At 70.1% G+C, this 23,014-nt stretch carries 21 protein-coding genes; 8 read left to right on the forward strand and 13 right to left on the reverse strand.

What is annotated here, in order from left to right:
• Positions 1–11: 11 nt before the first annotated feature.
• Together mraZ and JNB61_RS03650 are read right to left on the reverse strand one after the other, a co-directional pair.
• Positions 12–443 (reverse strand): division/cell wall cluster transcriptional repressor MraZ, encoded by a 432-nt coding sequence (mraZ, locus tag JNB61_RS03645; RefSeq protein WP_056367092.1) that lies wholly within the window; start codon positions 441–443, stop codon positions 12–14.
• 196 nt (positions 444–639) lie between these two features.
• On the reverse strand, positions 640–1,005 hold the full coding sequence (locus JNB61_RS03650; RefSeq protein ID WP_220289321.1) for a DUF3040 domain-containing protein: 366 nt from the start codon (positions 1,003–1,005) through the stop codon (positions 640–642).
• Between the two features lie 63 nt (positions 1,006–1,068).
• Here JNB61_RS03650 and JNB61_RS03655 point away from each other — a divergent pair, with 63 nt between their 5' ends.
• Positions 1,069–2,163: a polyprenyl synthetase family protein gene (locus JNB61_RS03655; RefSeq protein ID WP_308289176.1), complete on the forward strand. Its 1,095-nt coding sequence runs from the start codon at positions 1,069–1,071 to the stop codon at positions 2,161–2,163.
• Positions 2,164–2,191: 28 nt separating this feature from the next.
• Here the strand turns inward: JNB61_RS03655 and JNB61_RS03660 are convergent, their stop codons facing one another.
• Entirely contained in the window at positions 2,192–2,542 is a 351-nt protein-coding gene (locus JNB61_RS03660) for an Rv2175c family DNA-binding protein (protein ID WP_159844662.1), read from the reverse strand.
• A 206-nt stretch (positions 2,543–2,748) separates the two neighbouring features.
• On the opposite strand from JNB61_RS03660, the gene JNB61_RS03665 reads away from it, so the two are divergent.
• Together JNB61_RS03665 and pknB are read left to right on the forward strand one after the other, a co-directional pair.
• Positions 2,749–3,912, forward strand: a complete 1,164-nt coding sequence (locus JNB61_RS03665) for a LysM peptidoglycan-binding domain-containing protein (protein ID WP_220338839.1) — start codon at positions 2,749–2,751, stop codon at positions 3,910–3,912.
• A gap of 69 nt (positions 3,913–3,981) precedes the next feature.
• Positions 3,982–5,937: a Stk1 family PASTA domain-containing Ser/Thr kinase gene (pknB, locus tag JNB61_RS03670; RefSeq protein ID WP_220338748.1), complete on the forward strand. Its 1,956-nt coding sequence runs from the start codon at positions 3,982–3,984 to the stop codon at positions 5,935–5,937.
• Between the two features lie 72 nt (positions 5,938–6,009).
• Here the strand turns inward: pknB and JNB61_RS03675 are convergent, their stop codons facing one another.
• The 3 genes from JNB61_RS03675 to JNB61_RS03685 all read right to left on the reverse strand — a co-directional run bounded on the left by JNB61_RS03675 (position 6,010) and on the right by JNB61_RS03685 (position 9,039).
• Positions 6,010–7,347: a class II 3-deoxy-7-phosphoheptulonate synthase gene (locus JNB61_RS03675; protein ID WP_220338749.1), complete on the reverse strand. Its 1,338-nt coding sequence runs from the start codon at positions 7,345–7,347 to the stop codon at positions 6,010–6,012.
• 62 nt (positions 7,348–7,409) lie between these two features.
• Entirely contained in the window at positions 7,410–8,099 is a 690-nt protein-coding gene (locus JNB61_RS03680) for a lysophospholipid acyltransferase family protein (protein WP_159844674.1), read from the reverse strand.
• A 4-nt stretch (positions 8,100–8,103) separates the two neighbouring features.
• Positions 8,104–9,039, reverse strand: coding sequence for an ROK family glucokinase (locus tag JNB61_RS03685; protein ID WP_220289412.1), 936 nt, complete (start codon positions 9,037–9,039; stop codon positions 8,104–8,106).
• 152 nt (positions 9,040–9,191) lie between these two features.
• Here JNB61_RS03685 and JNB61_RS03690 point away from each other — a divergent pair, with 152 nt between their 5' ends.
• Positions 9,192–11,018, forward strand: a complete 1,827-nt coding sequence (locus JNB61_RS03690; RefSeq protein ID WP_220338750.1) for an AMP-dependent synthetase/ligase — start codon at positions 9,192–9,194, stop codon at positions 11,016–11,018.
• An 81-nt stretch (positions 11,019–11,099) separates the two neighbouring features.
• Here the strand turns inward: JNB61_RS03690 and def are convergent, their stop codons facing one another.
• Genes def through JNB61_RS03705 form a run of 3 tightly spaced genes read right to left on the reverse strand, consistent with a single transcriptional unit; the run spans position 11,100 to position 17,087 of the window.
• On the reverse strand, positions 11,100–11,591 hold the full coding sequence (def, locus tag JNB61_RS03695) for a peptide deformylase (RefSeq protein ID WP_220338751.1): 492 nt from the start codon (positions 11,589–11,591) through the stop codon (positions 11,100–11,102).
• 8 nt (positions 11,592–11,599) lie between these two features.
• Entirely contained in the window at positions 11,600–13,627 is a 2,028-nt protein-coding gene (locus JNB61_RS20000) for a MinD/ParA family ATP-binding protein (protein ID WP_220338752.1), read from the reverse strand.
• A gap of 52 nt (positions 13,628–13,679) precedes the next feature.
• Positions 13,680–17,087, reverse strand: a complete 3,408-nt coding sequence (locus JNB61_RS03705; protein ID WP_220338753.1) for a pyruvate carboxylase — start codon at positions 17,085–17,087, stop codon at positions 13,680–13,682.
• An 86-nt stretch (positions 17,088–17,173) separates the two neighbouring features.
• On the opposite strand from JNB61_RS03705, the gene JNB61_RS03710 reads away from it, so the two are divergent.
• Entirely contained in the window at positions 17,174–17,983 is an 810-nt protein-coding gene (locus tag JNB61_RS03710) for a ParA family protein (protein WP_116193705.1), read from the forward strand.
• Between the two features lie 131 nt (positions 17,984–18,114).
• The gene (locus JNB61_RS03715; protein WP_220338754.1) at positions 18,115–19,329 is read left to right on the forward strand and encodes a trans-sulfuration enzyme family protein; all 1,215 of its coding nucleotides are present in this window, start codon (positions 18,115–18,117) and stop codon (positions 19,327–19,329) included.
• 30 nt (positions 19,330–19,359) lie between these two features.
• Here the strand turns inward: JNB61_RS03715 and JNB61_RS03720 are convergent, their stop codons facing one another.
• The 3 genes from JNB61_RS03720 to JNB61_RS03730 all read right to left on the reverse strand — a co-directional run bounded on the left by JNB61_RS03720 (position 19,360) and on the right by JNB61_RS03730 (position 21,229).
• Complete coding sequence (locus tag JNB61_RS03720; protein ID WP_159844692.1) at positions 19,360–19,902, reverse strand: MerR family transcriptional regulator; 543 nt, start codon at positions 19,900–19,902, stop codon at positions 19,360–19,362.
• A gap of 131 nt (positions 19,903–20,033) precedes the next feature.
• A complete protein-coding gene (gene ftsR, locus JNB61_RS03725; RefSeq protein WP_159844695.1) occupies positions 20,034–20,726 on the reverse strand; it encodes a transcriptional regulator FtsR in 693 nt (230 codons plus the stop codon).
• Positions 20,726–21,229, reverse strand: a complete 504-nt coding sequence (locus JNB61_RS03730; protein ID WP_220289314.1) for an FHA domain-containing protein — start codon at positions 21,227–21,229, stop codon at positions 20,726–20,728. Before JNB61_RS03730 ends, ftsR begins: the two co-directional genes overlap by 1 nt.
• A gap of 166 nt (positions 21,230–21,395) precedes the next feature.
• Between JNB61_RS03730 and JNB61_RS03735 the strand changes: the two genes are divergently transcribed.
• Positions 21,396–21,746 (forward strand): hypothetical protein, encoded by a 351-nt coding sequence (locus tag JNB61_RS03735; protein ID WP_220289313.1) that lies wholly within the window; start codon positions 21,396–21,398, stop codon positions 21,744–21,746.
• Positions 21,747–21,809: 63 nt separating this feature from the next.
• Here JNB61_RS03735 and JNB61_RS03740 read toward each other — a convergent pair whose 3' ends face one another.
• On the reverse strand, positions 21,810–22,211 hold the full coding sequence (locus JNB61_RS03740; protein WP_159844703.1) for a hypothetical protein: 402 nt from the start codon (positions 22,209–22,211) through the stop codon (positions 21,810–21,812).
• Between the two features lie 111 nt (positions 22,212–22,322).
• Here JNB61_RS03740 and JNB61_RS03745 point away from each other — a divergent pair, with 111 nt between their 5' ends.
• Positions 22,323–23,009, forward strand: a complete 687-nt coding sequence (locus JNB61_RS03745) for a copper resistance protein CopC (protein WP_220289312.1) — start codon at positions 22,323–22,325, stop codon at positions 23,007–23,009.
• Positions 23,010–23,014 lie beyond the last annotated feature (5 nt).

A 23,014-nucleotide genomic window follows, 5' to 3' on the forward strand; every position in this document is an offset into this window, starting at 1 on the left:
CGGCCGAGGGGTCAGAACAGCCCCGGAATCACCTCCTGCTCCAGCTCGGCGTAGCTCTCTTCGTTGGCCTCGGCGTAGGTGTTCCACGCCGTGGCGTCCCAGATCTCGGCGTGAGCGCCTACGCCGGTGACGACGAGGTCGCGCTCCAGGCCGGCGTATGCGCGCAGCGGAGGGGGGATCGTGATGCGGTTCTGGCTGTCGGGCTTCTCGGCGCTCGCGCCGGAGAGGAACATGCGCAGGAAATCGCGCGCCTGCTTGTTCGCGAGCGGCGCCTCACGGATGCGGTCGTGCACCCGCTCGAACTCCTTCTCGCTGAACACGTACAGGCAGCGGTCCTGTCCGCGCGTCACGACGACACCCCCACCAAGGTCGTCGCGGAACTTCGCCGGGAGGATGACGCGCCCTTTGTCGTCGAGCTTGGGTGTGTGCGTGCCCAAAAGCATCGGTACATCACACCCCCTTCGTCCGGCCCCCCGGGTTGTGCGCCACTTTACTCCACTCTCCTCCACTTTGCTACCGATTCGTGATCCGACGCTCCCGTCTCCCGCCCGAAGGGATGCAAGGGCGCGTGTTCGGGCAACAAAAAAGCACCGACCCGAAGGTCGGTGCTTCTCGTGCCGGTTCAGGCGGCGGGGACGCTCAGCGCTCCCCTTGCCTCTTGTCCCAGCGGTCGTTCATGCGGTCCATGAACGAAGAGCTGTTCTGGGGTTTGGCGGGTCGATCGGATTCGACTCTCACCTTGCCCGGGCCACGACCGGGCGTGACGGCGAGGAGCACCCCGCCCAGCATCACGACGAACCCGATGACGCCGACGACGATCAACTGCTGTGAGACCCCGACGATGAGCCCGCCGAGCCCGAGCAGCACGAGGATCGTGCCGTAGACGATGTTGCGATAGCTCAGAGTGCGTCCGTCGCGGGGCGCGCTGACGACATCCGCGTCGTTGCGCATGAGATGGCGTTCCATCTCGTCCAGCAGGCGCTGCTCCTGTTCGGAGAGTGGCATGCTTCCCCCTCTGTACTTCGGTGGCTCGATTGTACGCGTGCCGTTCCTCACTAGGCTAGGCCCGTGTCCGCCTCCGTCTCGCCGATCGAAGCCATTTCCCAGCGAGTGGACATGTTCGTCTCGGCTCAACGTCAGAGTGTGGCCGACGCCGGCCCCGAGGCCGCCCGCTTCCTGGACGCGGGAGCGGATGCCGTCACCGGCGGAAAACGCCTTCGCGGACGCTTCTGCATCTCAGGGTGGAGGGCAGTGGAGGAAGCCTCGGGCCCCGCCGGCGCCGCACCCTCCCCCGTGATCGCGGCCGCCGCCGCCCTCGAGGTGTTCCACGCGGCAGCCCTCGTGCACGACGACCTCATCGACAACTCCGACACGCGCCGCGGCCGCCCGTCGGCGCACCGGGCCCTCGAGGCCGGTCATCGCGGCTCGGGCTGGCTCGGCGACGCCGACGCCTTCGGCCGCTCGAGCGCGATCCTGCTCGGCGACCTGCTGGTGGCGTGGAGCGACGACCTCCTCGAGGAGGGGCTCGCCGAGACCTCTCCCGAGCGCGCGGCAGCAGCGCGGAGCCAGTACGGGCTGATGCGCCGCGAGGTCACGCTCGGGCAGTTCCTCGATATCGCCGAGGAGTCCGCGTTCGCCGGCGAGCCCGACGACCGGCACGCGGAGCGGGCTCTGCGCGTGGCCTCGTTCAAATCCGCGCGGTACAGCGTGCAGCAGCCGCTCGCGATCGGCGCGGCGCTGGCGGGAGCGGATGCTGCGCAGGCGGCGGCGCTGGCCGCGTTCGGCCACCCGCTCGGCATGGCGTTCCAGCTGCGCGACGACGTGCTCGGAGTGTTCGGCGATGAGGCCGCCACCGGCAAGCCGTCCGGCGACGACCTGCGCGAGGGCAAGCGCACGGTGCTGATCGCCTACGCCCGGGAGGCGCTCGCGCCCACCGCCCGCCGGATCATCGATGAACTCATCGGCGACCCCGGCCTCGATGCATCCCAGATCGCGTCGCTCCAGCAGACGATCGTCGACACCGGTGCGCTCGACCGCGTCGAACGACTCATCGCCGACTACGCGCGCGAAGCCGATCGCGCACTCTCGGGGGCACGCCTCGGCCATGCGGCCGTGGGCGAGCTGCGCGACCTCGCGCGCGCCGCGACCGTCCGCACGACCTGAGCGCCGATCTCGTCGCCTCGTCGAAGGGTCAGGCGAGGGTGCGGGCGACCCGGCGGACCTCGCTCTTGCGACCGGCGAGGAGCGCCTCGATCGGCGCGATCCCGATCGTGTCCTCGGGTGTCAGCAGCCAGTCGATCGCCTCGTCGTCCGAGAAGCCGGCGTCGTGCAGCACGAACACGGTGCCCCGCAGCGACGACAGCGGATGCCCGTCGACGACGAAGACGGACGGCACCTTGAGCACGCCGTCGCGCTTGGACCCGACGAGGTAGTACTCGTCGAGCAGCCGCCGCACGCGGCCGAGCGGTTCGCCGAGCACCTCCACCAGGTCGGGCAGAGTGAGCCAGTCGGTCTCGAAGCGCGAAGCGGCGTCAGGGGTCACGAAAGCAACTATCTCAGATCGGATCGGGCATCGGCCCACTGCACTTTGGCCTCATAGATCACACAAACCTCTCTTGATAACACCAGTTGACACCGATAAACATCCGTGACACGGTTCTCGAAGTCGACTGAGGGGGGAAACTCGTGCGACAAGTCCGCAATACGAAGAGTGGTGTCGACCACGGCGCCCCGCCGTCGCGAGCGATCCTGGCCGGCGTCCCGGTGGCCGTCGCGGGGTCCATCGCGCTGTCGCTGTCGGCGGTGCCCGCGCACGCGGCGACGACGGATGCTGCACCCCTGAGCGTGCCGCGCACGCTCGGCGTAGCGGCCGCGGACGTCCCCCGCGTCACCGCGCTGCCCGCGGTCCGGGTGACGGCCCAGACCGCACCCCCGACGTACACAGTGCAGCGTGGCGACACCGTCAGCCGCATCGCGGCGAGATTCGGCCTGCGCACCGCCGACGTGCTGGCCCTCAACGGTCTCGGCTGGTCGTCGACGATCTACCCCGGCCAGGTGCTCAAGCTCAGCGCGGCCGCCGCCGCGCCGGCGCCCGCCGCGCCTGCGCCGGCGCCCGCCGCCGGCTCGTACACCGTCCAGCGCGGCGACACGATCAGTGCGATCGCCAAGCGCCATGGCACGACGACGAACGCGGTGCTCTCGGCGAACGGGCTGGGCTGGTCATCCATCATCTACCCCGGGCAGACCATCAAGATCCCCGGTGCGGCAACGCCCGCCGCATCCGTTCCCGCTCCGGCACCTGCGCCGGCGCCCGCTCCTGCACCCGCGCCCCACGCCTCGGCGGGCGGTTCGCACACGATCGCGGCGGGAGACACCATCAGCTCGATCGCGAAGCGGTACGGCGTCACGACGAACGCGGTGCTCTCGGCGAACGGGCTGGGCTGGTCCTCCATCATCTACCCCGGGCAGACCATCAAGATCCCGAGTTCGGCGACGTCGATCCCGGGGCTCACGGCGGAACAGGTCTCGAACGCTCAGCTGATCGTTCGCATCGGGCGAGAGCTCGGCGTCTCGGACCGCGCCATCGCCATCGCCCTCGGCACGGCGATGCAGGAATCGTCGCTGCGCAACGTGACGTGGGGCGACCGCGACTCGCTGGGCCTGTTCCAGCAGCGCCCGAGCTACGGCTGGGGCACCGCCGCGGAGGTGCAGGATGCCGCGCGCGCGACGCGGGCCTTCTTCGGCGGCGCCGGCGACCCCAACGGCTCTCGCACGCGCGGGCTGCTCGACATCCCCGGCTGGGAGAACCTGACGTTCACGCAGGCGGCCCAGGCGGTGCAGATCTCGGCCTACCCCGACGCGTACGCCAGGTGGGAGGCCTCGGCCTACTCCTGGCTCGCGGCGCTCGGCTGACGTCACATTGCGATCTCGGCGGGTGAGCCGTTCCGCCGGCTCGCAGGCACCGATCCGTAGACTCTGAGGGTGAGCACGAGTCAGCAGACGGACCCGCTGATCGGCCGTCTCGTCGACGGCCGGTACCGGGTGCGTGCTCGCATCGCCCGCGGCGGCATGGCCACCGTGTACGTGGCGACCGATCTGCGCCTCGAGCGACGGGTCGCGCTGAAGGTCATGCACTCGCATCTCAGCGATGACACGGTCTTCCAGAGCCGGTTCATACAGGAGGCCCGCGCGGCCGCCCGCCTCGCCGATCCGCACGTGGTCAACGTGTTCGATCAGGGCCAGGACGGCGACATGGCGTACCTCGTCATGGAGTACCTCCCCGGCATCACGCTGCGCGAGCTGCTGCGAGAGCAGCGCCGCCTGACGGTGCCGCAGGCGATCTCGATCCTCGACGCCGTGCTGTCGGGGCTGGCCGCCGCGCACAAGGCCGGCATCGTGCACCGTGACGTCAAGCCCGAGAACGTGCTGCTCGCCGAGGACGGCCGCATCAAGATCGGCGACTTCGGTCTGGCCCGGGCGACCACTGCGAACACCGCGTCGGGCGCGCAGCTGCTCGGAACCATCGCGTACCTCGCCCCCGAGCTCGTCACGCGCGGCACCGCCGACGCCCGCAGCGACATATACGCCATCGGCATCATGCTGTACGAGATGCTCACCGGCGAGCAGCCCTACAAGGGCGAGCAGCCCATGCAGATCGCGTTCCAGCACGCCACGGAGTCGGTGCCCCGGCCGAGTGTGAAGAACCCCGGCGTTCCCGAGCCCCTCGACGAGCTCGTGCTGTGGGCGACCGAGAAGTCGCCCGATGAGCGGCCCGTCGACGCGCGCGAGATGCTGCAGCGCCTGCGTGACATCGAGCGCGAGCTCGGCATCTCCCCCGTCGTGGCCCGCACCGGCCCCATCGGCATCGTGCGCGACGACGTCGCCGCGACCGGCGAACTCACCGCGGTGCTGCCCAGCACGACGACCGGACCCGTCGCCACGATGGCCGAGGTCGACAACGCCGGGCGCCTGCGCCGCGCGACGCAGCGCCGACGCTCCCGCGGCGCCTGGCTCGTCGTGCTCGTGCTCGTGCTCGCGGCGCTCGCGGGCGGCCTCGGCTGGTGGTTCGGCTCCGGTCCCGGGTCGATGGTCGCGGTCGCCGACGTCACCGGCATGACGTTCGATGAGGCGTCCGCACGCCTTCAGCAGGACTCGCTCGTCGCCGTGCAGCAGGGCGAGTACAGCCTCGATGTCGCGGCGGGTCAGGTGATCCGCACCGATCCCGGCGGCGGCACCCCGGTCGACAAGGGCGCTGACGTGAACGTCTACGTATCGCTCGGTCCGCAGGAGGCGACGTTCGCGTCGTTCTCGGGCATGCCTGAGAACGACGCGCGCGCAGCGCTCCAGGCCCAGTCGGTGTCCGTCCCCGACGAGAGCGCCAAGTTCTTCACGGACGCCGCCCCCGACGTCGTCGTCGGAGTGATCATCCGCCCCGCGGGCGCGCCGGAGGACGGCTCGCAGGACGTCGCCTGCACGGACGGCTGCACCGTCCACCAGGGCGACACGGCGCGCCTGCAGGTGTCGCTGGGCCCGCTCCCGAACGTCGCGGGCGAGAGCGAGGGCAAGGCGCGCAGCACGCTCGAGGGTCTCGGGCTCATCGTCGCCGACCCCAGCCAGACGGAGTCCAGCGACTCGGTGAGGGCCGACCGTGTGATCCGTGTCATCGGCAAGGACGACGGCACCTGGCTGGCGCCCGGCGACACGGTCACCCTCGTCGTGTCCACGGGTCCCGCGCTGTTCGAGGTCCCCGACTTCGAGGGCATGACGCTCGCCGAGGCGCGCCAGGCCGCCGCCGACGCCGGCTTCTCCATCGACTACGACGAACGCTGGGACGCGTTTCCCGACCCGTTCACGCAGGTCGAATCGCAGAAGCCCGACGCCGGCGACATGCAGCCCAAGGGCACCGTCATCTCGCTGCGCATCGCCGCTGCCCTCTGACGCAGAACGCAGAAGATCCCGGATGCCTCGGGTCGAGGCATCCGGGATCTTCTGGGTGTCAGGCCCGGAGCGTCAGCGCTTCTCGAGCTCCTCGGCGACGAGGAAGGCGAGCTCGAGGGACTGCATGTGGTTCAGGCGCGGGTCGCACAGCGACTCGTAGCGGGTCGCGAGGGTGGCCTCGTCGATCTGCTCGGAACCGCCGAGGCACTCGGTGACATCGTCGCCGGTGAGCTCGACGTGGATACCGCCGGGGAACGTGCCGACCGAGCGGTGCGCCTCGAAGAAGCCGCGCACCTCGTCGACGACGTCGTCGAAGCGACGCGTCTTGTAGCCGGTGGGCGTCGTGATGCCGTTGCCGTGCATCGGGTCGGTGACCCACAGCGGCGTTGCGCCGGAGTCCTTCACGGCCTCGAGCAGAGGCGGCAGCGCGTCGCGGATCTTGCCGGCGCCCATGCGCGTGATGAACGTCAGGCGACCGGGCTCGCGGTGGGGGTCGAGCTTGTCGATGAGCGCGAGCGCCGTCTCGGGCGACGTGGTCGGACCGAGCTTGACGCCGATCGGGTTGCGGATCTTCGAGAAGTAGTCGACGTGAGCGCCGTCGAGCTCGCGCGTGCGCTCGCCGATCCACAGGAAGTGCGCCGACGTGTTGTACGGCGTGTTCGTGCGCGAGTCGATGCGAGTGAGCGGCCGCTCGTAGTCCATGAGCAGGCCCTCGTGGCCGGTGTAGAACTCGACGCGCTTCAGCTCGTCGAAGTCGGCGCCGGCGGCCTCCATGAACTTGATGGCCCGGTCGATCTCGGTGGCGAGGCGCTCGTACTGCTGGTTCGCGGGGTTCTGCGCGAAGCCCTTGTTCCACGAGTGCACCTCGCGGAGGTCGGCGAAGCCGCCCGTGGTGAACGCGCGGATCAGATTGATGGTCGACGCGGCCGTGTGGTAGCCCTTGAGGAGCCGGTTGGGGTCGGCCTGGCGCGAGTTCTCGGTGAAGTCGTAGCCGTTGACGATGTCGCCGCGGTAGGCCGGCAGCGTCACGTCGCCGCGCGTCTCGGTGTCGCTCGAGCGGGGCTTGGCGAACTGACCCGCCATGCGGCCCATCTTGACGACGGGCATCGACGCCCCGTAGGTGAGGACCACCGCCATCTGCAGCACCGTCTTGATGCGGTTGCGGATCTGCTCGGCGGTGGCGCCGGCGAAGGTCTCGGCGCAGTCGCCGCCCTGGAGGAGGAACGCCTTGCCGGAGGCGGCGCGGGCGAGGCGGTCGCGGAGGTTGTCGACCTCACCCGCGAAGACCAGCGGCGGCAGGGTGGCCAGTTCGGCGGATGCTGCGGCGACGGCCTCGGCGTCATACCACTGCGGCTGCTGCTTGATGGGCAGGGTCCGCCAATGGTCGAGTGCGTCGAGGTGCTGGAGCATCCCACGATTCTAGCCGTGGCGCGAGCGCCGCCGGCGCCGCGTGACGACCGGTCACCGGGCGTTCAGCGGGACTTCGGCTTGAGCCGGTCCTTGACGGTCGATGCGTAGACGTCCTCGTACTCCTGCTCACCCAGCCGCTGCAGCGCGACCATGATCTCGTCGGTGATCGAGCGGAGGATGTAGCGGTCCCCCTCCATGCCCGCGAAGCGCGAGAAGTCGATCGGCTCGCCCACCACGATGCCGACCCGCACGATCCGCGGGATCCTGGTGCCGATCGGCATCATCGTGTCGGTGTCGACCATCACGACCGGTACGACCGGCACATGCGCCTCGAGCGCCATGCGGGCGATTCCGGTGCGGCCGCGGTAGAGCTTGCCGTCGGGGCTGCGCGTGCCCTCGGGGTAGATGCCGAGCAGGTCCCCGCTGCCGAGCACTTGAAGACCGGTGTTCAGGGATGCCTCGGACGCCTTGCCGCCCGAGCGGTCGATCGGCAGCTGCCCCGTGCCCTTGAAGAACATGCGGGTCGCCCACCCTTTGAGACCTTTGCCGGTGAAGTAGTCGCTCTTCGCGAGGAAGACGACCGGCCGGTCGAGCATGAGCGGCAGGAAGATCGAGTCCACGAACGACAGGTGGTTGCTCGCGAGGATCGCTGCGCCCTCCGCGGGGACGTTGCGACGGCCGACGATCCACGGGCGCCAGATCGCCTTGACGATCGGTCCGATCACCACGTACTTCATCAGCCAGTAGAACATCGCGTTACGCCTGAGTCCCCGCGAGGTCGGCAGCTCCGATGAGGCCCGCGTCGTTGACGAGCTTCGCGATCTTGAAGCTCGCGATCGGCCGGTCGCCGTAGCCGGGAAGCGACTTCTCGTAGGCGACGCGCATCGGCTCGAGAAGGGCGTCGCCGAGCTGGGCGACGCCGCCGCCGATGACGAAGAGCTCCGGATCGAGCACGGCCTGGAAGCCGCCGCACGCCTCGCCGAGCGCGGTCGCGACGCGGCGCAGCGCCTCGGCGGCGCCGGCGTCGCCGGCGAGCACCAGGCGCGACACAGCGGGTCCGCTGATCTTGCCGTGCTCGGCGCGGTGCGCCGCGAGCGCGGCGCCGATGCCGCCACCGTCGGCGATGTCGTTGGCCTCGCGCTGCAGAGCGCGGCCCGACGCATACTGCTCGAGGCATCCGTGCTGGCCGCAGCCGCACAGGATCCCGTCGCGGATGAAGCGGATGTGGCCGAGCTCGGCGGCGATGCCGTGACCGCCGCGGAAGAGCTGGCCGTCGAGGACGATCGCGCCGCCCACGCCGGTGCCCATCGTGAGCATGACCATGTGCTCGACGCCGCGGCCGGCGCCGAAGCGGAACTCGGCCCACCCCGCGGCGTTCGCGTCGTTCTCGATGGTGACCGGCAGACCGATGCCGTCCTCGAGCGTCGCCTTCAGCGGCTCGTTGTGCCACGCGATGTTGGGGGCGTGGATGACGGTAGCGCGGTCGCGGTCGATGAAGCCGGCAGCCGCCACGCCCACGGCGGCGACGTCGTGCGCGCCGCGGAAGTAGCGGGCCATGTCGACCACGGCCTGGGCCAGCGCGGCGGTGTCGGTGGGGGTGTCGACGCGGAGCTGTTCGACGATGCTGCCTTGGGAGTCGACGACTCCGCCCGCGATCTTGGTTCCGCCGATGTCGATGCCGACCTTGAGCACGTTCTCCCTCTCCGTCCGCCGCACGCGCGACAGCGCCTTGAAGTCTATCCAGGCGGTGCTGTCCACATCCCCCGCTGAGTCCGATGTGACACCTGATTAGACTCGGATGAGATCCACCCGAGATTCAGTCGTCCGGTACCGAAGGAGCTGCCGTGGTCCAATTCGAAGTCCCCGCTATCGTCCCCGCTGACCCGCAGGCGAACATCACCGACCTTCTGGTCGAGCGCGTCAGAGCGACGCCCGATCTCGCGCTGTTCGCGGTGCCGGAGGGCGACGGATGGCGCGACATCTCCGCCGCCGATTTCCAGAAGCAGGTCATCGCGCTGGCCAAGGGCTTCGTCGCGGGCGGCATCGAGCCCGGCGACAAGGTGGGCTTCATCGCCCGCACCACCTACGAGTGGACGCTCGTCGACTTCGCGCTGTTCTATGCCGGCGCGGTCATGGTCCCCATCTACGAGACCAGCTCGAGCGCGCAGATCGCGTGGAACCTGACCGACTCGGGTGCGATCGCCGTCATCACCGAGCTGCCCGACCACAGCGCACGGCTCGCCGAGGCGCGCGAAGAGCTCCCGCTGATCCGCTCCGTGTGGGAGATGCACGCCGGCGACCTCGACAAGCTCGTCGCCGACGGCGCGAACGTCTCCGACGACGAGATCGAGCGGCGCCGCAACATCGCCAACGGCGCCGACATCGCCACGCTCATCTACACCTCGGGCTCGACCGGTCGGCCCAAGGGCTGCGTGCTGACGCACAGCAACTTCGTCGAGCTGTCCCGCAACGCCGCCAAGTCGCTGCACGAGGTGCTCGATATGCCTGGCGCGTCGACGCTCCTGTTCATCACGACCGCGCACGTGTTCGCCCGGTTCATCTCGATCCTCACCATCCACGCCGGGGTGAAGACCGGCCACCAGCCCGACACGAAGCAGCTGCTGCCTGCGCTCGGGTCCTTCAAGCCCACGTTCCTGCTGGCCGTGCCGCGCGTGTTCGAGAAGGTCTACAACTCGGCCGAGCAGAAGGCGGAGGCGGGCGGCAAGGGCAAGATCTTCCGCGCCGCCGCGCACACCGCCATCGAGCACTCGAGGCTCCAGCAGGAGGGCAAGAAGATCCCCTTCGGCACGAAGATCAAGTTCGCGCTGTTCGACCGGCTCGTCTACAGCAAGCTCCGGGCCGCGATGGGCGGGCGGGTGGCGTACGCCGTCTCGGGCTCGGCGCCCCTGGGTCCGCGTCTCGGGCACTTCTTCCACAGCCTCGGGGTCACGATCCTCGAGGGCTACGGCCTCACCGAGACGACCGCGCCCGCAACGGTCAACCTCGCGACCAAGTCCAAGATCGGCACCGTCGGTCCGGTGCTGCCGGGTGTCGGCATCCGTCTCGCCGACGACGGCGAGATCCAGGTGCGCGGCATCAACGTGTTCAAGGAGTATTGGCGGAACCCCGAGGCCACCGCGGCCACGTTCGACGGCGACTGGTTCAAGACCGGCGACCTCGGCTCGTTCGACTCCGAGGGCTTCCTCACGATCACGGGTCGCAAGAAGGAGATCATCGTCACCGCCGGCGGCAAGAACGTCTCGCCCGCGGCCCTCGAGGACCCGATCCGCGCCAACCCGATCGTCGGGCAGGTCGTGGTGGTCGGCGACCAGAAGCCGTTCATCGCGGCGCTCGTGACCCTCGACCCCGAGATGCTGCCGGCGTGGCTGTCGAACAACAATCTGCCGGGCGACATGTCGCTGGCCGACGCGGCGAAGCACGACGCGGTGCGCGCCGAGGTGCAGCGGGCGATCGACATCGCGAACAAGAACGTGTCGCGCGCCGAGTCCATCCGCAAGTTCACCATCCTTCCCACCGAGTGGACGGAGGGCAGCGGCCACCTCACCCCGAAGATGAGCATCAAGCGCAATGTCATCCTCGAGGACTTCTCCGCCGACATCGAAGAGATCTACACGGTGCCCGTCAACACGACGAACGTCTCGCTGTCGTAGCCTTCGGATGACGGATGCCGAAAGCCCCGGGCCCTCTCTTCAGGGTCTGGGGCTTCTCGTTCCGCGGTAGCAGCGGGTCTCTCAGAACCAGTCGGACTCGCGGATCTCGCGCATCGCGTCGCGACGCTGCTCCTTCGTGAGCCGATCGAGGTACAGGGTGCCGTCGAGGTGATCGGTCTCGTGCTGCAGGGCCTGGGCCAGGAGCCCTTCGCCCTCGAGCACCACTTCGTTGCCGTCCAGGTCCATGCCGACGACCTTCGCCCACGGATACCGGACGGCGTCGTGCCAGAGGCCCGGAACCGACAGGCAGCCTTCGCCGATCGCCGCGGGCTCGCCTGACACCTCCACCAGCACGGGATTCAGCACGTAGCCGATGTCGCCGTCGATGTTGTAGCTGAACGCGCGCAGGCCGACGCCGATCTGCGGCGCGGCGACGCCCGCCCGGCCGGGCAGCTCGACGGTGTCGACGAGGTCGCGCACCAGGGCGCGCACGCCGTCGTCGATTTCGTCGATCGGGGCGCTGACGGACTTCAGGACGGGGTCGCCGAAGACACGGATGGGACGGACGGCCATCGGAGTCCTCAGGCCGCCGGCGCGAGGGAGCGCAGGCCCTCGACCACGGTAGCGGCGAGCCGTCGAGCCGCATCTCGCGTCGCGGGCTGCAGCTCCCGGAACACGATGGCGCTGCCGGCCGCGATGTGCGGGTCGTACGGCACACGCACCACGGCCCGAACCCGGGTGCGGAAGTGCGATTCCAGCTCATCGAGCTGAACGAGCGGATGCCCCGGCCGCGCGTTGTTGAGCACCACGACGGCGCTGCGCACCTTGTCGGCGTAGCCGTTGGTCTCGAGCCACGTGAGCGTCTCGGACGCAAGACGTGCCTCGTCGACGCTGAGGCCGGCGACGATCACGATCTGGTCGGCGAGATCGAGCGTGGCGCCCATCACGGAGTGGACGATGCCCGTGCCCGTGTCGGTGAGCACGACCGAGTAGTAGTGGGCTGCAAGGGCCGCGACATCCCGGTAGTCGGCGTCGTTGAAGGCTTCGGAGACGCGCGGATCGGTATCGGAGGCGACGACGTCGAGGCGGGTCTCGTCGCGCGCCACGATGCCGGACAGGTCGTTGAATCCCACGACTTCGGGGCTCATGCGGACGAGGTCGCGCACCGTCTTGCCGCTGTCGCGCGTGATGCGCTCGGCGAGCGTGCCACGGTCGGGATTGGCGTCGATCGCGATCACGCGGTCGTCGCGGGCGTCGGCCAGCGCCTGGCCGAGCAGGGTGGTCACGGTCGTCTTGCCGACGCCGCCCTTGCGCGAGAGCACGGGCACGAAGCGGGCCCCGCCGGCGAGCGGCGCCGCGATGCGGCGATCGAGCTCTTTGCGGGCCTTCGCGCGCTTGCTGTCGCCCAGATTGATGCGCTTTCCGGAGATCGAGTAGACGAAGTGCTGCCAGGCGCCCTCGGGTTCCGGGCGCACCACCTGGTGCGGGTCGAGCAGGCGATCGGCGGTGAGCAGGTCGGCGGTCTCACGGTCGGCCTCGAACTCGCCGAGGCGCTTCGAGGTGAGGGCGACGTCCGCACGCGGGAACGGCGCACGCTCGACCGCGGAGCGCTCCACCACCGGCTGCGCACCCGTGTGATTGGCCTCGCGGCGCGTGGTGGGCGCGGGGGCAGTGCGCGCTGCGGCGGCCGCCGCCGGGACGGACGGGCGGGCGGGCGCCGACTTCGGCGCGGCCGGCGCCGGGGTCGTGGCTGCCTTCTCGTCGTCGGCCGGGGTCTTGGCGCTCATCGGCTCCTCCGCGGTGTCGTCGGTCGCGATGACATCGTCTCCCGTTGCGGCGTTCTCCGCCAGGGCGGACTCCACGCCGTCGTCGGCGAGCTCGAGGTCGAACTCCGCAGGATCGAACTCGCCATCGAAGTCGGCGTCTTCGAATTCCACGGCGTCGAAGTCGGCGATCGCGAGTTCGTCGACCGCCGGCGCGGCGGGTGCCACGGGCGCGGACTCGGCGGCCACGCGCTCTTCGGCGGCGTCCTCGCTCTCGGGCTCCTCGGCGACGACCTCCGGCTCTGCCGCGACGGCTGCGTCGGCGACCGGGGCGAACTCCTGGGCGACCGCCGTCGGGTCGACCGCCGCGGCCTCCTCGGCCACACGCTCCGACTCTGCCTCCGGCTCTGCCGATGCCTGATCGATCACGTGCTCGGCTTCTCCGACCTCGATCTCGGCCTCGATCACCTCGACGAGCTCGGCATCGGCGATGTCCTCGGCCGCCGGCGCGGGGGCGAAGCCCTCGCCCTCGACGGTCCACTCCTCGAGGTCGGCCGCGTTCTCGATGATCTCGGCCTCGGTCGTGTCGGTGGAGACGTCGTCGATCGGTGCGGCCTCGATCACCGGAAGGTCGGCGTCGGCCGGGATCTCGATGACGAAGGGCACCTCGCCGTCGATCACGCCGTCGTCGTCGAGGTCGTCGTCGGATTCGGACGGCAGCTCGACGTTCACCTGCGCCGTCGCACCGCCCAGGATGCCGAGACCGGTCGTGTCGATGCTTCCGGTGTCGGACAGCACGCCGTTCTCAGGCTCGTCGGGCGTGTGTTCGGTGCGATCGGGCGTCACTGCGGAGTTCTCCTGAAAAGACGGCGTTTCGGGCGGGTTGCCGCCTTCCAGGCTACTGCGCCGGACGGATGACGACCAAAAGGTCGCCCGCGTCGACCTGCGCGGTCTCGGCGATCGCCAGGCGCTCCACGACGCCGTCGACGGGGGCGGTGATGGCCGCCTCCATCTTCATGGCCTCGATCGACGCGACCGGCTGGCCGGCCTTGACGGTGTCGCCGATCTTCGCCTTGAGGGTGACGACGCCCGAGAAGGGAGCGGCGACCTGTCCCGGCTTCGAGGTGTCGGCCCTCTCGGCCTGGCGCGCCTCGACCTTGATGCTCCGGTCGCGCACGAACACGGGCCGGAGCTGCCCGTTGAGGGTCGTCATGACCGTCCGCATGCCCTTGTCGTCCGCCTCGCCGATGGCCTCGAGTCCGACGTAGAGCTGCACGCCGGGGTCGATCTCGGCGATGTGCTCCTCCCCCGGCTTGAGCCCGTAGAGGTAATCGGGAGTGCCGAGCGTGGCCAGGTCGCCGAACGTCTCGCGGTTCTTCTCGAACTCCCGCGCCGGGCCGGGGAACAGGAGCCGGTTGAGTGTGCGCCGGCGCGTCGCGGCGTCGCCGGCGAGGCCCTTCTCCTCGTCCGCGGTGAGGGGCGGGATCTCGATCGAGATCGTGCGTCCCTCCAGCACCTTCGTGCGGAACGGCTCGGGCCAGCCGCCCGGCAGATCCCCGAGCTCGCCCGCCATGAAGCCGACGACGGAGTCGGGGATGTCGTAGTTCTGCGGGTTCGCCTCGAAGTCGGCGGGGTCGGCGCGCACCGCGACCAGCGCCAGTGCGAGGTCGCCCACGACCTTCGAGGACGGAGTCACCTTGGGGATGCGACCGAGGATGCGGTCGGCCGCGGCGTACATGTCCTCGATGAGCTCGAAGTCGTCCGCGAGACCCAGGGCGATCGCCTGCTGGCGGAGGTTGGACAGCTGCCCGCCCGGGATCTCGTGATGGTAGACGCGTCCGGTCGGCGAGGCGAGGGCGGACTCGAACGGACGGTACAGGTGGCGCACCGCCTCCCAGTACGGCTCGAGGTCGCTGACCGCCTGCAGGCTGAGTCCGGTGTCACGGTCGGTGTGGGCGAGCGCGGCCACCAGCGCCGAAAGCGACGGCTGGCTCGTGGTTCCCGACATCGGCGCGGCCGCAGCATCCACCGCGTCCACTCCCGCGGCACTCGCCGCGAGGAGCGTCGCGAGCTGACCCCCTGCGGTGTCGTGGGTGTGGAGGTGCACGGGCAGGTCGAAGTTCTCGCGCAGCGCCGTGACGAGCTTCGCCGCCGCCGTGGGACGCACGAGGCCCGCCATGTCTTTGATGGCGAGGATGTGCGCGCCCGACTGGACGATCTGCTCCGCGAGGCGCAGGTAGTAGTCGAGTGTGTAGAGGCGCTCGGACGGGTCGAGAAGGTCGGAGGTGTAGCAGAGCGCGACCTCGGCGATCGCCGTGCCGGTCTCGCGGACCGCCTCGATGGCCGGGCGCATCTGCGACACGTCGTTGAGCGCGTCGAAGATGCGGAAGATGTCGACGCCCGTCGCCGCCGCCTCGCTCACGAACGCGTTCGTCACCTCCACCGGGCGCGGCGTATAGCCGACGGTGTTGCGGCCGCGCAGCAGCATCTGGATCGGGATGTTCGGCATCGCGGCGCGCAGCGCCTCGAGGCGCTCCCACGGATCCTCGGCGAGGAAGCGGAGCGCGACGTCGTAGGTCGCTCCTCCCCATGCCTCGACCGACAGCAGCTGGGGCGTCATGCGCGCGACGTGGGGGCCGACGCGGACGAGATCGCGCGTGCGGACGCGCGTGGCGAGCAGCGACTGGTGGGCGTCGCGGAACGTCGTCTCGGTGACGGCGAGGGCGCTCTGCGCGCGCAGGGCTCGGGCGAACCCCTCGGGGCCCAGCTCGCGCAGCCGGTCGAGGGTGCCGGCGGGCGGTGCGGCAGCGAGGTCGATCGCGGGAAGCTTGCTGCCGGGAGAGACCGACAGCGGCTTCTCTCCATAAGGACGGTTGACGGTCACGTCGCCGAGCCACGCGAGCAGCTTCGTCGCGCGGTCCCGCGAGGGGTTGCTCGTGAGCAGCTGGGGCCGCTCGTCGATGAAGGAGGTACTGACGTCGCCCGCCACGAAGGCGGGGTCGTCGAGCACGGCACGCAGGAACGGGATGTTGGTCGCGACGCCTCGGATGCGGAACTCCGCCAGGGCACGGCGGGCGCGGGCGACGGCGGCCGGGAAGTCGCGGCCGCGGCAGGTGAGCTTCGCGAGCATGGAGTCGAAGTGCGGGCTGATCTGCGAGCCCGCAGCGGTCGTGCCGCCGTCGAGGCGGATGCCGGCGCCGCCCGGCGACCGGTACGTCGTGATGCGCCCGGTGTCGGGTCGGAAGCCCTGCGACGGGTCCTCTGTCGTGATGCGGCACTGGAGGGCCGCTCCGCGCAGCTGGATGCGGTCCTGCGTGAGACCGAGGTCGGCGATCGCCTCGCCGGCCGCGATGCGGATCTGCGACTGCACGAGGTCGACGTCGGTCACCTCCTCGGTGACGGTGTGCTCGACCTGGATGCGCGGGTTCATCTCGATGAACACGACCTCGCCGGTGCGAGGCCCGGCCGTCTCGAGGAGGAACTCGACCGTGCCGGCGTTCTCGTAGCCGATCGACCGCGCGAACGCGACGGCGTAGCCGTGGAGGGCATCGCGGATGGCCGGGTCGAGGTTCGGCGCCGGGGCGATCTCGATCACCTTCTGGTGACGGCGCTGCACCGAGCAGTCGCGCTCGAACAGGTGCACCGTCTCGCCGGTCTTGTCGGCGAGGATCTGCACCTCCACGTGACGCGGCCGCTGCACCGCCTGCTCGAGGAAGACGCGTGCGTCGCCGAAGGCGCTGCCGGCCTCCCGCATGGCCTCGGCCAGCGCGGGCGCGAGCTCCTCCTTGCGCTCGACCCGCCGCATCCCTCGCCCACCGCCGCCCGCGACCGCCTTGACGAAGATCGGGAACCCGATCTCGTCGGCCTGGGCGAGCAGCGCGTCGACGTCGTCGGACGCGTCGGTGGAGCGCAGCACCGGGACGCCGGCGGCGATCGCGTGCTGCTTCGCGGTGACCTTGTTGCCGGCCATCTCGAGCACCTTCGAGGGCGGCCCGATGAAGGCGATGCCGTTCGCGGCCGCCTTCTCGGCCAGCTCGGGGTTCTCCGACAGGAACCCGTAGCCCGGGTAGATCGCGTCGGCGCCGGCCGCCAGCGCGACCCGGATGATCTCGTCGACGTCGAGGTAGGCGCGGACCGGATGGCCCTTCTCGCCGATCTCGTACGACTCGTCCGCCTTCTGGCGGTGCAGCGAGCCGCGGTCCTCGAAGGGGAACACCGCGACGGTGCGCGCCCCGAGCTCGTAGGCGGCCCGGAATGCCCGGATGGCGATCTCGCCTCGGTTCGCGACCAGGATCTTGCGGAACATGAGACCTCCGTGTGCGGCGGCGCAGGCGGAGCCCGGATAACGGGCTGAGTGTGCTCTCAGCCTAGGGGACGGTAACGTGGTGGCTTGTGCACGTCCTATCCGTCAGCTCGCTCAAGGGTGGCGTCGGCAAGACGACCGTGACTCTCGGACTCGCGTCGGCGGCTTTCGCCCGCGGAGTCCGCACGCTCGTCGTCGACCTCGACCCGCAGTCCGACGTCTCGACGGGCATGGACATCCAGGTGGCCGGCCGCCTGAATGTCGCCGATGTCCTCGCCAATCCCAAGGAGAAGACGGTCCGCCAGGCCATCACCTCCAGCGGATGGGCGAAGGTGCACCCGGGCACGATCGACGTCATGATCGGCAGCCCGTCCGCCATCAACTTCGACGGCCCCCACCCGAGCGTCCGCGATGTCTGGAAGCTCGAAGAGGCCCTCGCCACGATCGAGGCCGACTACGATCTCGTGCTCATCGACTGCGCACCGTCGCTCAACGCCCTCACACGCACCGCATGGGCGGCCTCGGACCGCGTCATCGTCGTGACCGAGCCGGGACTCTTCTCCGTCGCCGCTGCCGACCGCGCCCTGCGCGCGATCGAAGAGATCCGCCGCGGCCTCTCCCCCCGCCTGCAGCCGCTGGGCATCGTGGTCAACCGCGTCCGCCCGCAGTCGATCGAGCACCAGTTCCGCATCAAGGAGCTCCGCGACATGTTCGGACCCCTGGTCCTCAGCCCGCAGCTGCCCGAACGCACGTCGCTCCAGCAGGCGCAGGGCGCTGCGAAGCCGCTCCACATCTGGCCCGGTGACTCCGCTCAGGAGCTCGCCGCCGACTTCGACTCCCTGCTCGACCGCATCATGCGCACCGGTCGCATCCCGGTCCCCGAGGACTCCCGCGCTTGATATGACGGATGCTGCGACCGCAGCATCCTGCGGGTGACCACTTTGCTCACCCGATGAGCACATTGCGCTACTTGTGCATGTGCGGGTGAGCTCGACTTGCCATTCGTCGTGAATTCGCTGACCATATCGCCATGGCATCGATGACGCTGCACCCTGACAGCCTTGCCGTGCACGCCGGCCGCGACGATCTCGCGAGCCTGGGCGTGCACGCCCTCCCCCTCGACCTCTCGTCGACCAATCCGCTCCCCGGCATCGAGCTCGGCGGCATGTCGTACGAGGTGCTCGCCACCGGCGGCCACCCGTTCGAGGGTGGGTCGAACGTGTACGCGCGACTGTGGAACCCGACGGTCGCACGCTTCGAAGAGGCTCTCGCGCGCCTGGAGCACGCCGAAGAGGCAGTGGCGTTCTCGTCCGGCATGGCCGCGATCACCGCGGTGCTGCTCGCATTGACAAACGAGTCGGCCAAGCGCCACGTCGTGGCCGTGCGCCCGCTCTACGGCGGCACGGATCACCTGCTCGCGTCGGGGCTGCTCGGCGTCGAGACCACGTTCTGCTCCCCCGCCGACGTCGCCGCCGCACTGCGGGACGACACCGCGCTCGTCGTGCTCGAGACGCCGGCGAACCCGACGCTCGAACTCGTCGACATCCGCCGGGTGGTCGCCGCCTCGGGCGACGTGCCCGTGCTCGTCGACAACACCTTCGCCACGCCCGTGCTGCAGCACCCCCTCGACCTCGGCGCCGCGCTCTCACTGCACAGTGCGACCAAGTACCTCGGCGGCCACGGCGATGTCGTGGGCGGCGTCGTGGCGTGCGACGCCCGACTCGCCGCGGCGCTGCGCCGCACCCGCGCCATCACCGGCGCGATCATGCACCCGCTCGCCGCGTACCTCCTGCACCGGGGTCTGGCGACACTGCCCGTTCGCATGCGAGCGCAGCAGGATGGTGCGCGCGTCGTCGCCGAATGGCTCACCACCCGGGCCGAAGTCGCGCGCGTGCACTTCCCGGGATTCGCGGACAGCGATCCTCGAGGTCTCGTCGGCAGTCAGCAGAGCGGACCCGGCGCGATGATCGCGATCGAGCTCGCCGGCGGGTTCGACGCGGCCGCCGCTGTGACGGCGTCCGTCCGGCTGTTCACTCACGCGGTGTCGCTCGGCAGCGTCGATTCGCTCATCCAGCACCCCGCAGCTCTCACCCATCGGCCCGTCGCCAGTGCCGCCAAGCCGTCGGACGCGCTCGTGCGCCTCTCGATCGGGCTGGAGGATCCCGCCGACCTCGTCGCTGATCTCGATCAGGCGCTCACAGCCACGACGGGCGTGCGGGAGCGGGTGCGGTCGGCGCTGAACTGACTGACGGAGGCGGAGCGGGCCGCGCGGCGCCTAAGCGGTGCGGGCGGCGCGGCGCACCGCGAGCTCGTCCATCGGGTCGGGCTTCTCGACCTCGAACTCGAGGAGCTCCGACTCGACCTCCCGCAGCACCTTGCCGACAGCGATGCCGAAGACGCCCTGACCGCGGCTGACGAGATCGATGACTTCGTCGTTCGACGTGCAGAGATAGACGGATGCCCCGTCGCTCATGAGGGTCGTTCCGGCGAGGTCGCGGATCCCGGCGGCGCGGAGCTGGTCGACGGCCGTGCGGATCTGCTGGAGCGAGATGCCGGTGTCGAGCAGGCGCTTGACGAGCTTCAGCACGAGGATGTCGCGGAAGCCGTAGAGCCGCTGCGAGCCTGATCCGCTGGCACCGCGGACCGTCGGCTCGACGAGCTCGGTGCGGGCCCAGTAGTCGAGCTGGCGGTAGGTGATGCCGGCGGCCTTCGCCGCCGCGGCGCCGCGATAGCCGACCTCGTCGTCCATCGCCGGAAGACCGTCGGTGAAGAGGAGTTCTGCACTGAACGGCTCGCCAGGAGCAGCGTCTCCGGTCATGCTCGTCCCCCCTCCGGATCGAATAGTTCCACGCTAGATCAGCCTCCCCCTCGCGGCAACGACATCCGGCGTTCGGGGGTCGGCGTGTCGCGCAGCCCGGCCGGCGGCAGCCGCCGCGCGAGGGAGATGTCCTACGCCAGCATGCGGTCGAGCGCCGCCCGCACGAAGATCGCACGCACGTCGTCGAGACGCCGCGTGAGCTCGGGCGCGAGTTCTCCGGCGCGGCCGCGGGATGCGGCATCCGTCCGTCGAAGCAAGGGGGCGAGGGCCGACTCGACGAGCGCCACATCGCGTTCGGCGCTCTGGCGCAGGGCGCGCACGTGGCGCGGCTCGATGCCGTGCCGGTCGAGCGCGACGAGGGCGCGCAGCAGCGTCACCGACTGCTCGGTGTACGACTCGGCCCCCACGAGGATGCCCGTGCTGATGGCGTCGTTGAGCAGCTGCGGCGCGGCCCCCGCGGCCGACAGCAGCTCGTCGCGGCGATAGCGGCGAGGAGCCGGCACGATCGACGGCGGCGGCACCGCGATCGGAGTGGCCGGGTCGCGTCCGGCGTCGACGTCCTCGAGGTAGTCGCGGATGACCGACAGCGGCAGGTAGTGGTCGCGCTGCAGCGTGAGCGCGAGCCGCAGTCGCTCGAGGTCGTCCTGCGAGAACTTGCGGTAGCCGGATTCGGTGCGCAGAGGCGTCACGATCCCCTGGACCTCGAGGAAGCGCAGCTTGCTGGAGGTGAGGGACGGGAACTCGGGCGACAGACGCGCGAGGACCTGACCGATGCTGAGAAGACCCGCGGACGACGCCCTGTCACGGGCGGAAGCCGCGGGCATCAGGCCCCCGTCGCCCTGGAGAGGTCAGCCGGTGAGACGAAGAAGTTCAGTCGGAACTTTCCGACGCGCACCTCGGCACCGTTGGTGAGAACGGCCCTGTCGACCCGTTCGCCGTTGACGTAGGTGCCGTTCAGCGAGCGCTGGTCGACGAGTTCGAACGCGGTGCCGGTGCGGTTGATCTCCGCATGGCGGCGCGAGACGGTGACGTCGTCGAAGAAGATGTCGGCTTCGGGATGCCGCCCCACCGTGGTGACGTCGGCATCGAGCAGGTAGCGGGCCCCCGCGGTGGGTCCGGAACGGACCAGCAGCAGGGCGGCGCCGGACGGGAGCGCGTCGATCGCGTCGAGCTCGGCCTCGCCGAGCTCGCTGCCGAAGGGCACGAACGACAGGTCGGAGTCGTGGCCGAATGTCTGCGTCGTGTCGGACGCGCGGTCGGACTCGTGTGCGTCGGACCCTGCGGCCCGGCGGATGTCGCCCTGATCGGGTCGGCGGTCGTGCTCCACGGTTTCCTCCTCTGTCTCGTCAGCCTATCCGATCGCCCTCCGCTCGGAAGAGGACGTTCCCGGTTGCCGCAATGTTTCGCCGCGTGTCGCCCGGGATGCCGAGGACGGGGCCGCCCTCCTACCCTGGCAGGACCGGCAACGAACCGTTAACCAGAAGGAGACCACCGTGTCGAGCCCGCACAGCCACATCCCGCCCCTCGAGGTGCGTGAGGCTGCGGCGTGCATGTGCGACCACGGTGACACCTGCTCCTCGTTCGCACCCGGGCACGCGCTGCACCTGATCCAGGCGCGCCTCGCCTCGGCGACGCCGTCGGACTGGGCGGATGCGATCGTCGAGGCCTCCGACGAGCGCTCGGGCTTCGTGATCGTCCGCACGCTCGCCGACTGGTCCCCGGTCGCGCTCTGGAACGGCTCCGGAGCTGCCGCCGCCGCGACGCCCGGCACGCCGGTTGCGATCCACGAGCGCTACCACGTGCTCGCCGTCGGCGGCGCGCGGTTCAACGTCCTCCGCGGCTGACACCTCGACAGACTGAGCTGCCGGCGCGCCGAGCCGCGAGAAGCAAAGAGAAAGCGACGAGCCTCAGCTCATCGCCATCATCATGTTCTTCATGGCCATGCACGCGTCCATGCAGGCCTGGCACGACTGAGCACACATCTTGCAGACCTCGCTCATGTCGGCGTGCCGCATGCAGTCGTCCATGCACTTCTGGCACATCGCGATGCAGGCGTCGAGCATCGCCATCATGCTGGCGGAGTCCATGCCCTGCATGCGCATCATCGAGCGCATCATCGTGTTGCACATGTCCGCGCAGTTCATGCACGCGGGAGCGCAGTCCATCATCTGCGTGGAGCACACCGTACATGCCTGCTCGCAGGCCGAGCAGGCGTCCATACAGGCCTGCATGACCGACATGTCCATCGCCTGCATGCCGGGCATCGACATCATGTCCTTCGACATGGCGCCCATCATCATCTGGTCCATCTGCCGCCATCCTTCCGTCACCGGGGGCTCGGGCGGGCAGGTTCTCCCGCCAATCGCCAGGCTAGACCTCACAGGGTCCGGATCAAAGTGCCGGATAGGGTCGATCGGGTGATGTCACACACAATTCACAAGCCCCTGCACGCGCGCGCCTGGGCGCTCCTGGCCGCACTGCTCGTGACCGTCGGAGCGACACTGGCGACGGCATCTCCCGCCCACGCGCACGACGAGCTGCTCGGCAGCGATCCGGCGGCCGGCAGCACCCTCGACGCCCTGCCGGCGCAGCTGACGCTCACGTTCAGCGCCGAGATCGCCGACGACGAAGGCGCATCGGTCGTGGAGGTGACGGATGCTGCGGGCGCGTCGCTCACTGGTGGCACACCGACCGTCCAAGACAACGTGCTCACCCAGCCGCTCGCGGGCGCCGCATCCGGTGCCGTGCAGGTTCTGTGGAAGGTCGTCTCGAGCGACGGGCATCCCATCTCGGGCGAGTTCACGTTCACGATCGCCGGGGCTGCGGAGCCCACTCCGACCGGGACCGCGTCCCCGGCGCCCACCGAGACCGTGGCGCCCACCGAGTCTGCGACGCCCATGCCGGCGGTCACGAGCGAGCCCGCGTCGGACGCGGGCTCGACGGTCCTCCCGTGGGTCATCGCGGGCGTGCTCGCCCTCGCGCTCATCGGCGCCGTCGTCTATCTCCTGGTCTCGCGCTCGCGCCGTGAGAAGGCCCTCGCCGGTGGCTCGGCCACCCCCGCCGCCGGTACCCCGCAGCCCGACTCCGAGCCCCCCGCCGACCGATAGGCTTG

The organism is Microbacterium ureisolvens, from assembly GCF_019511645.1.
Classification (GTDB): domain Bacteria; phylum Actinomycetota; class Actinomycetes; order Actinomycetales; family Microbacteriaceae; genus Microbacterium; species Microbacterium ureisolvens_A.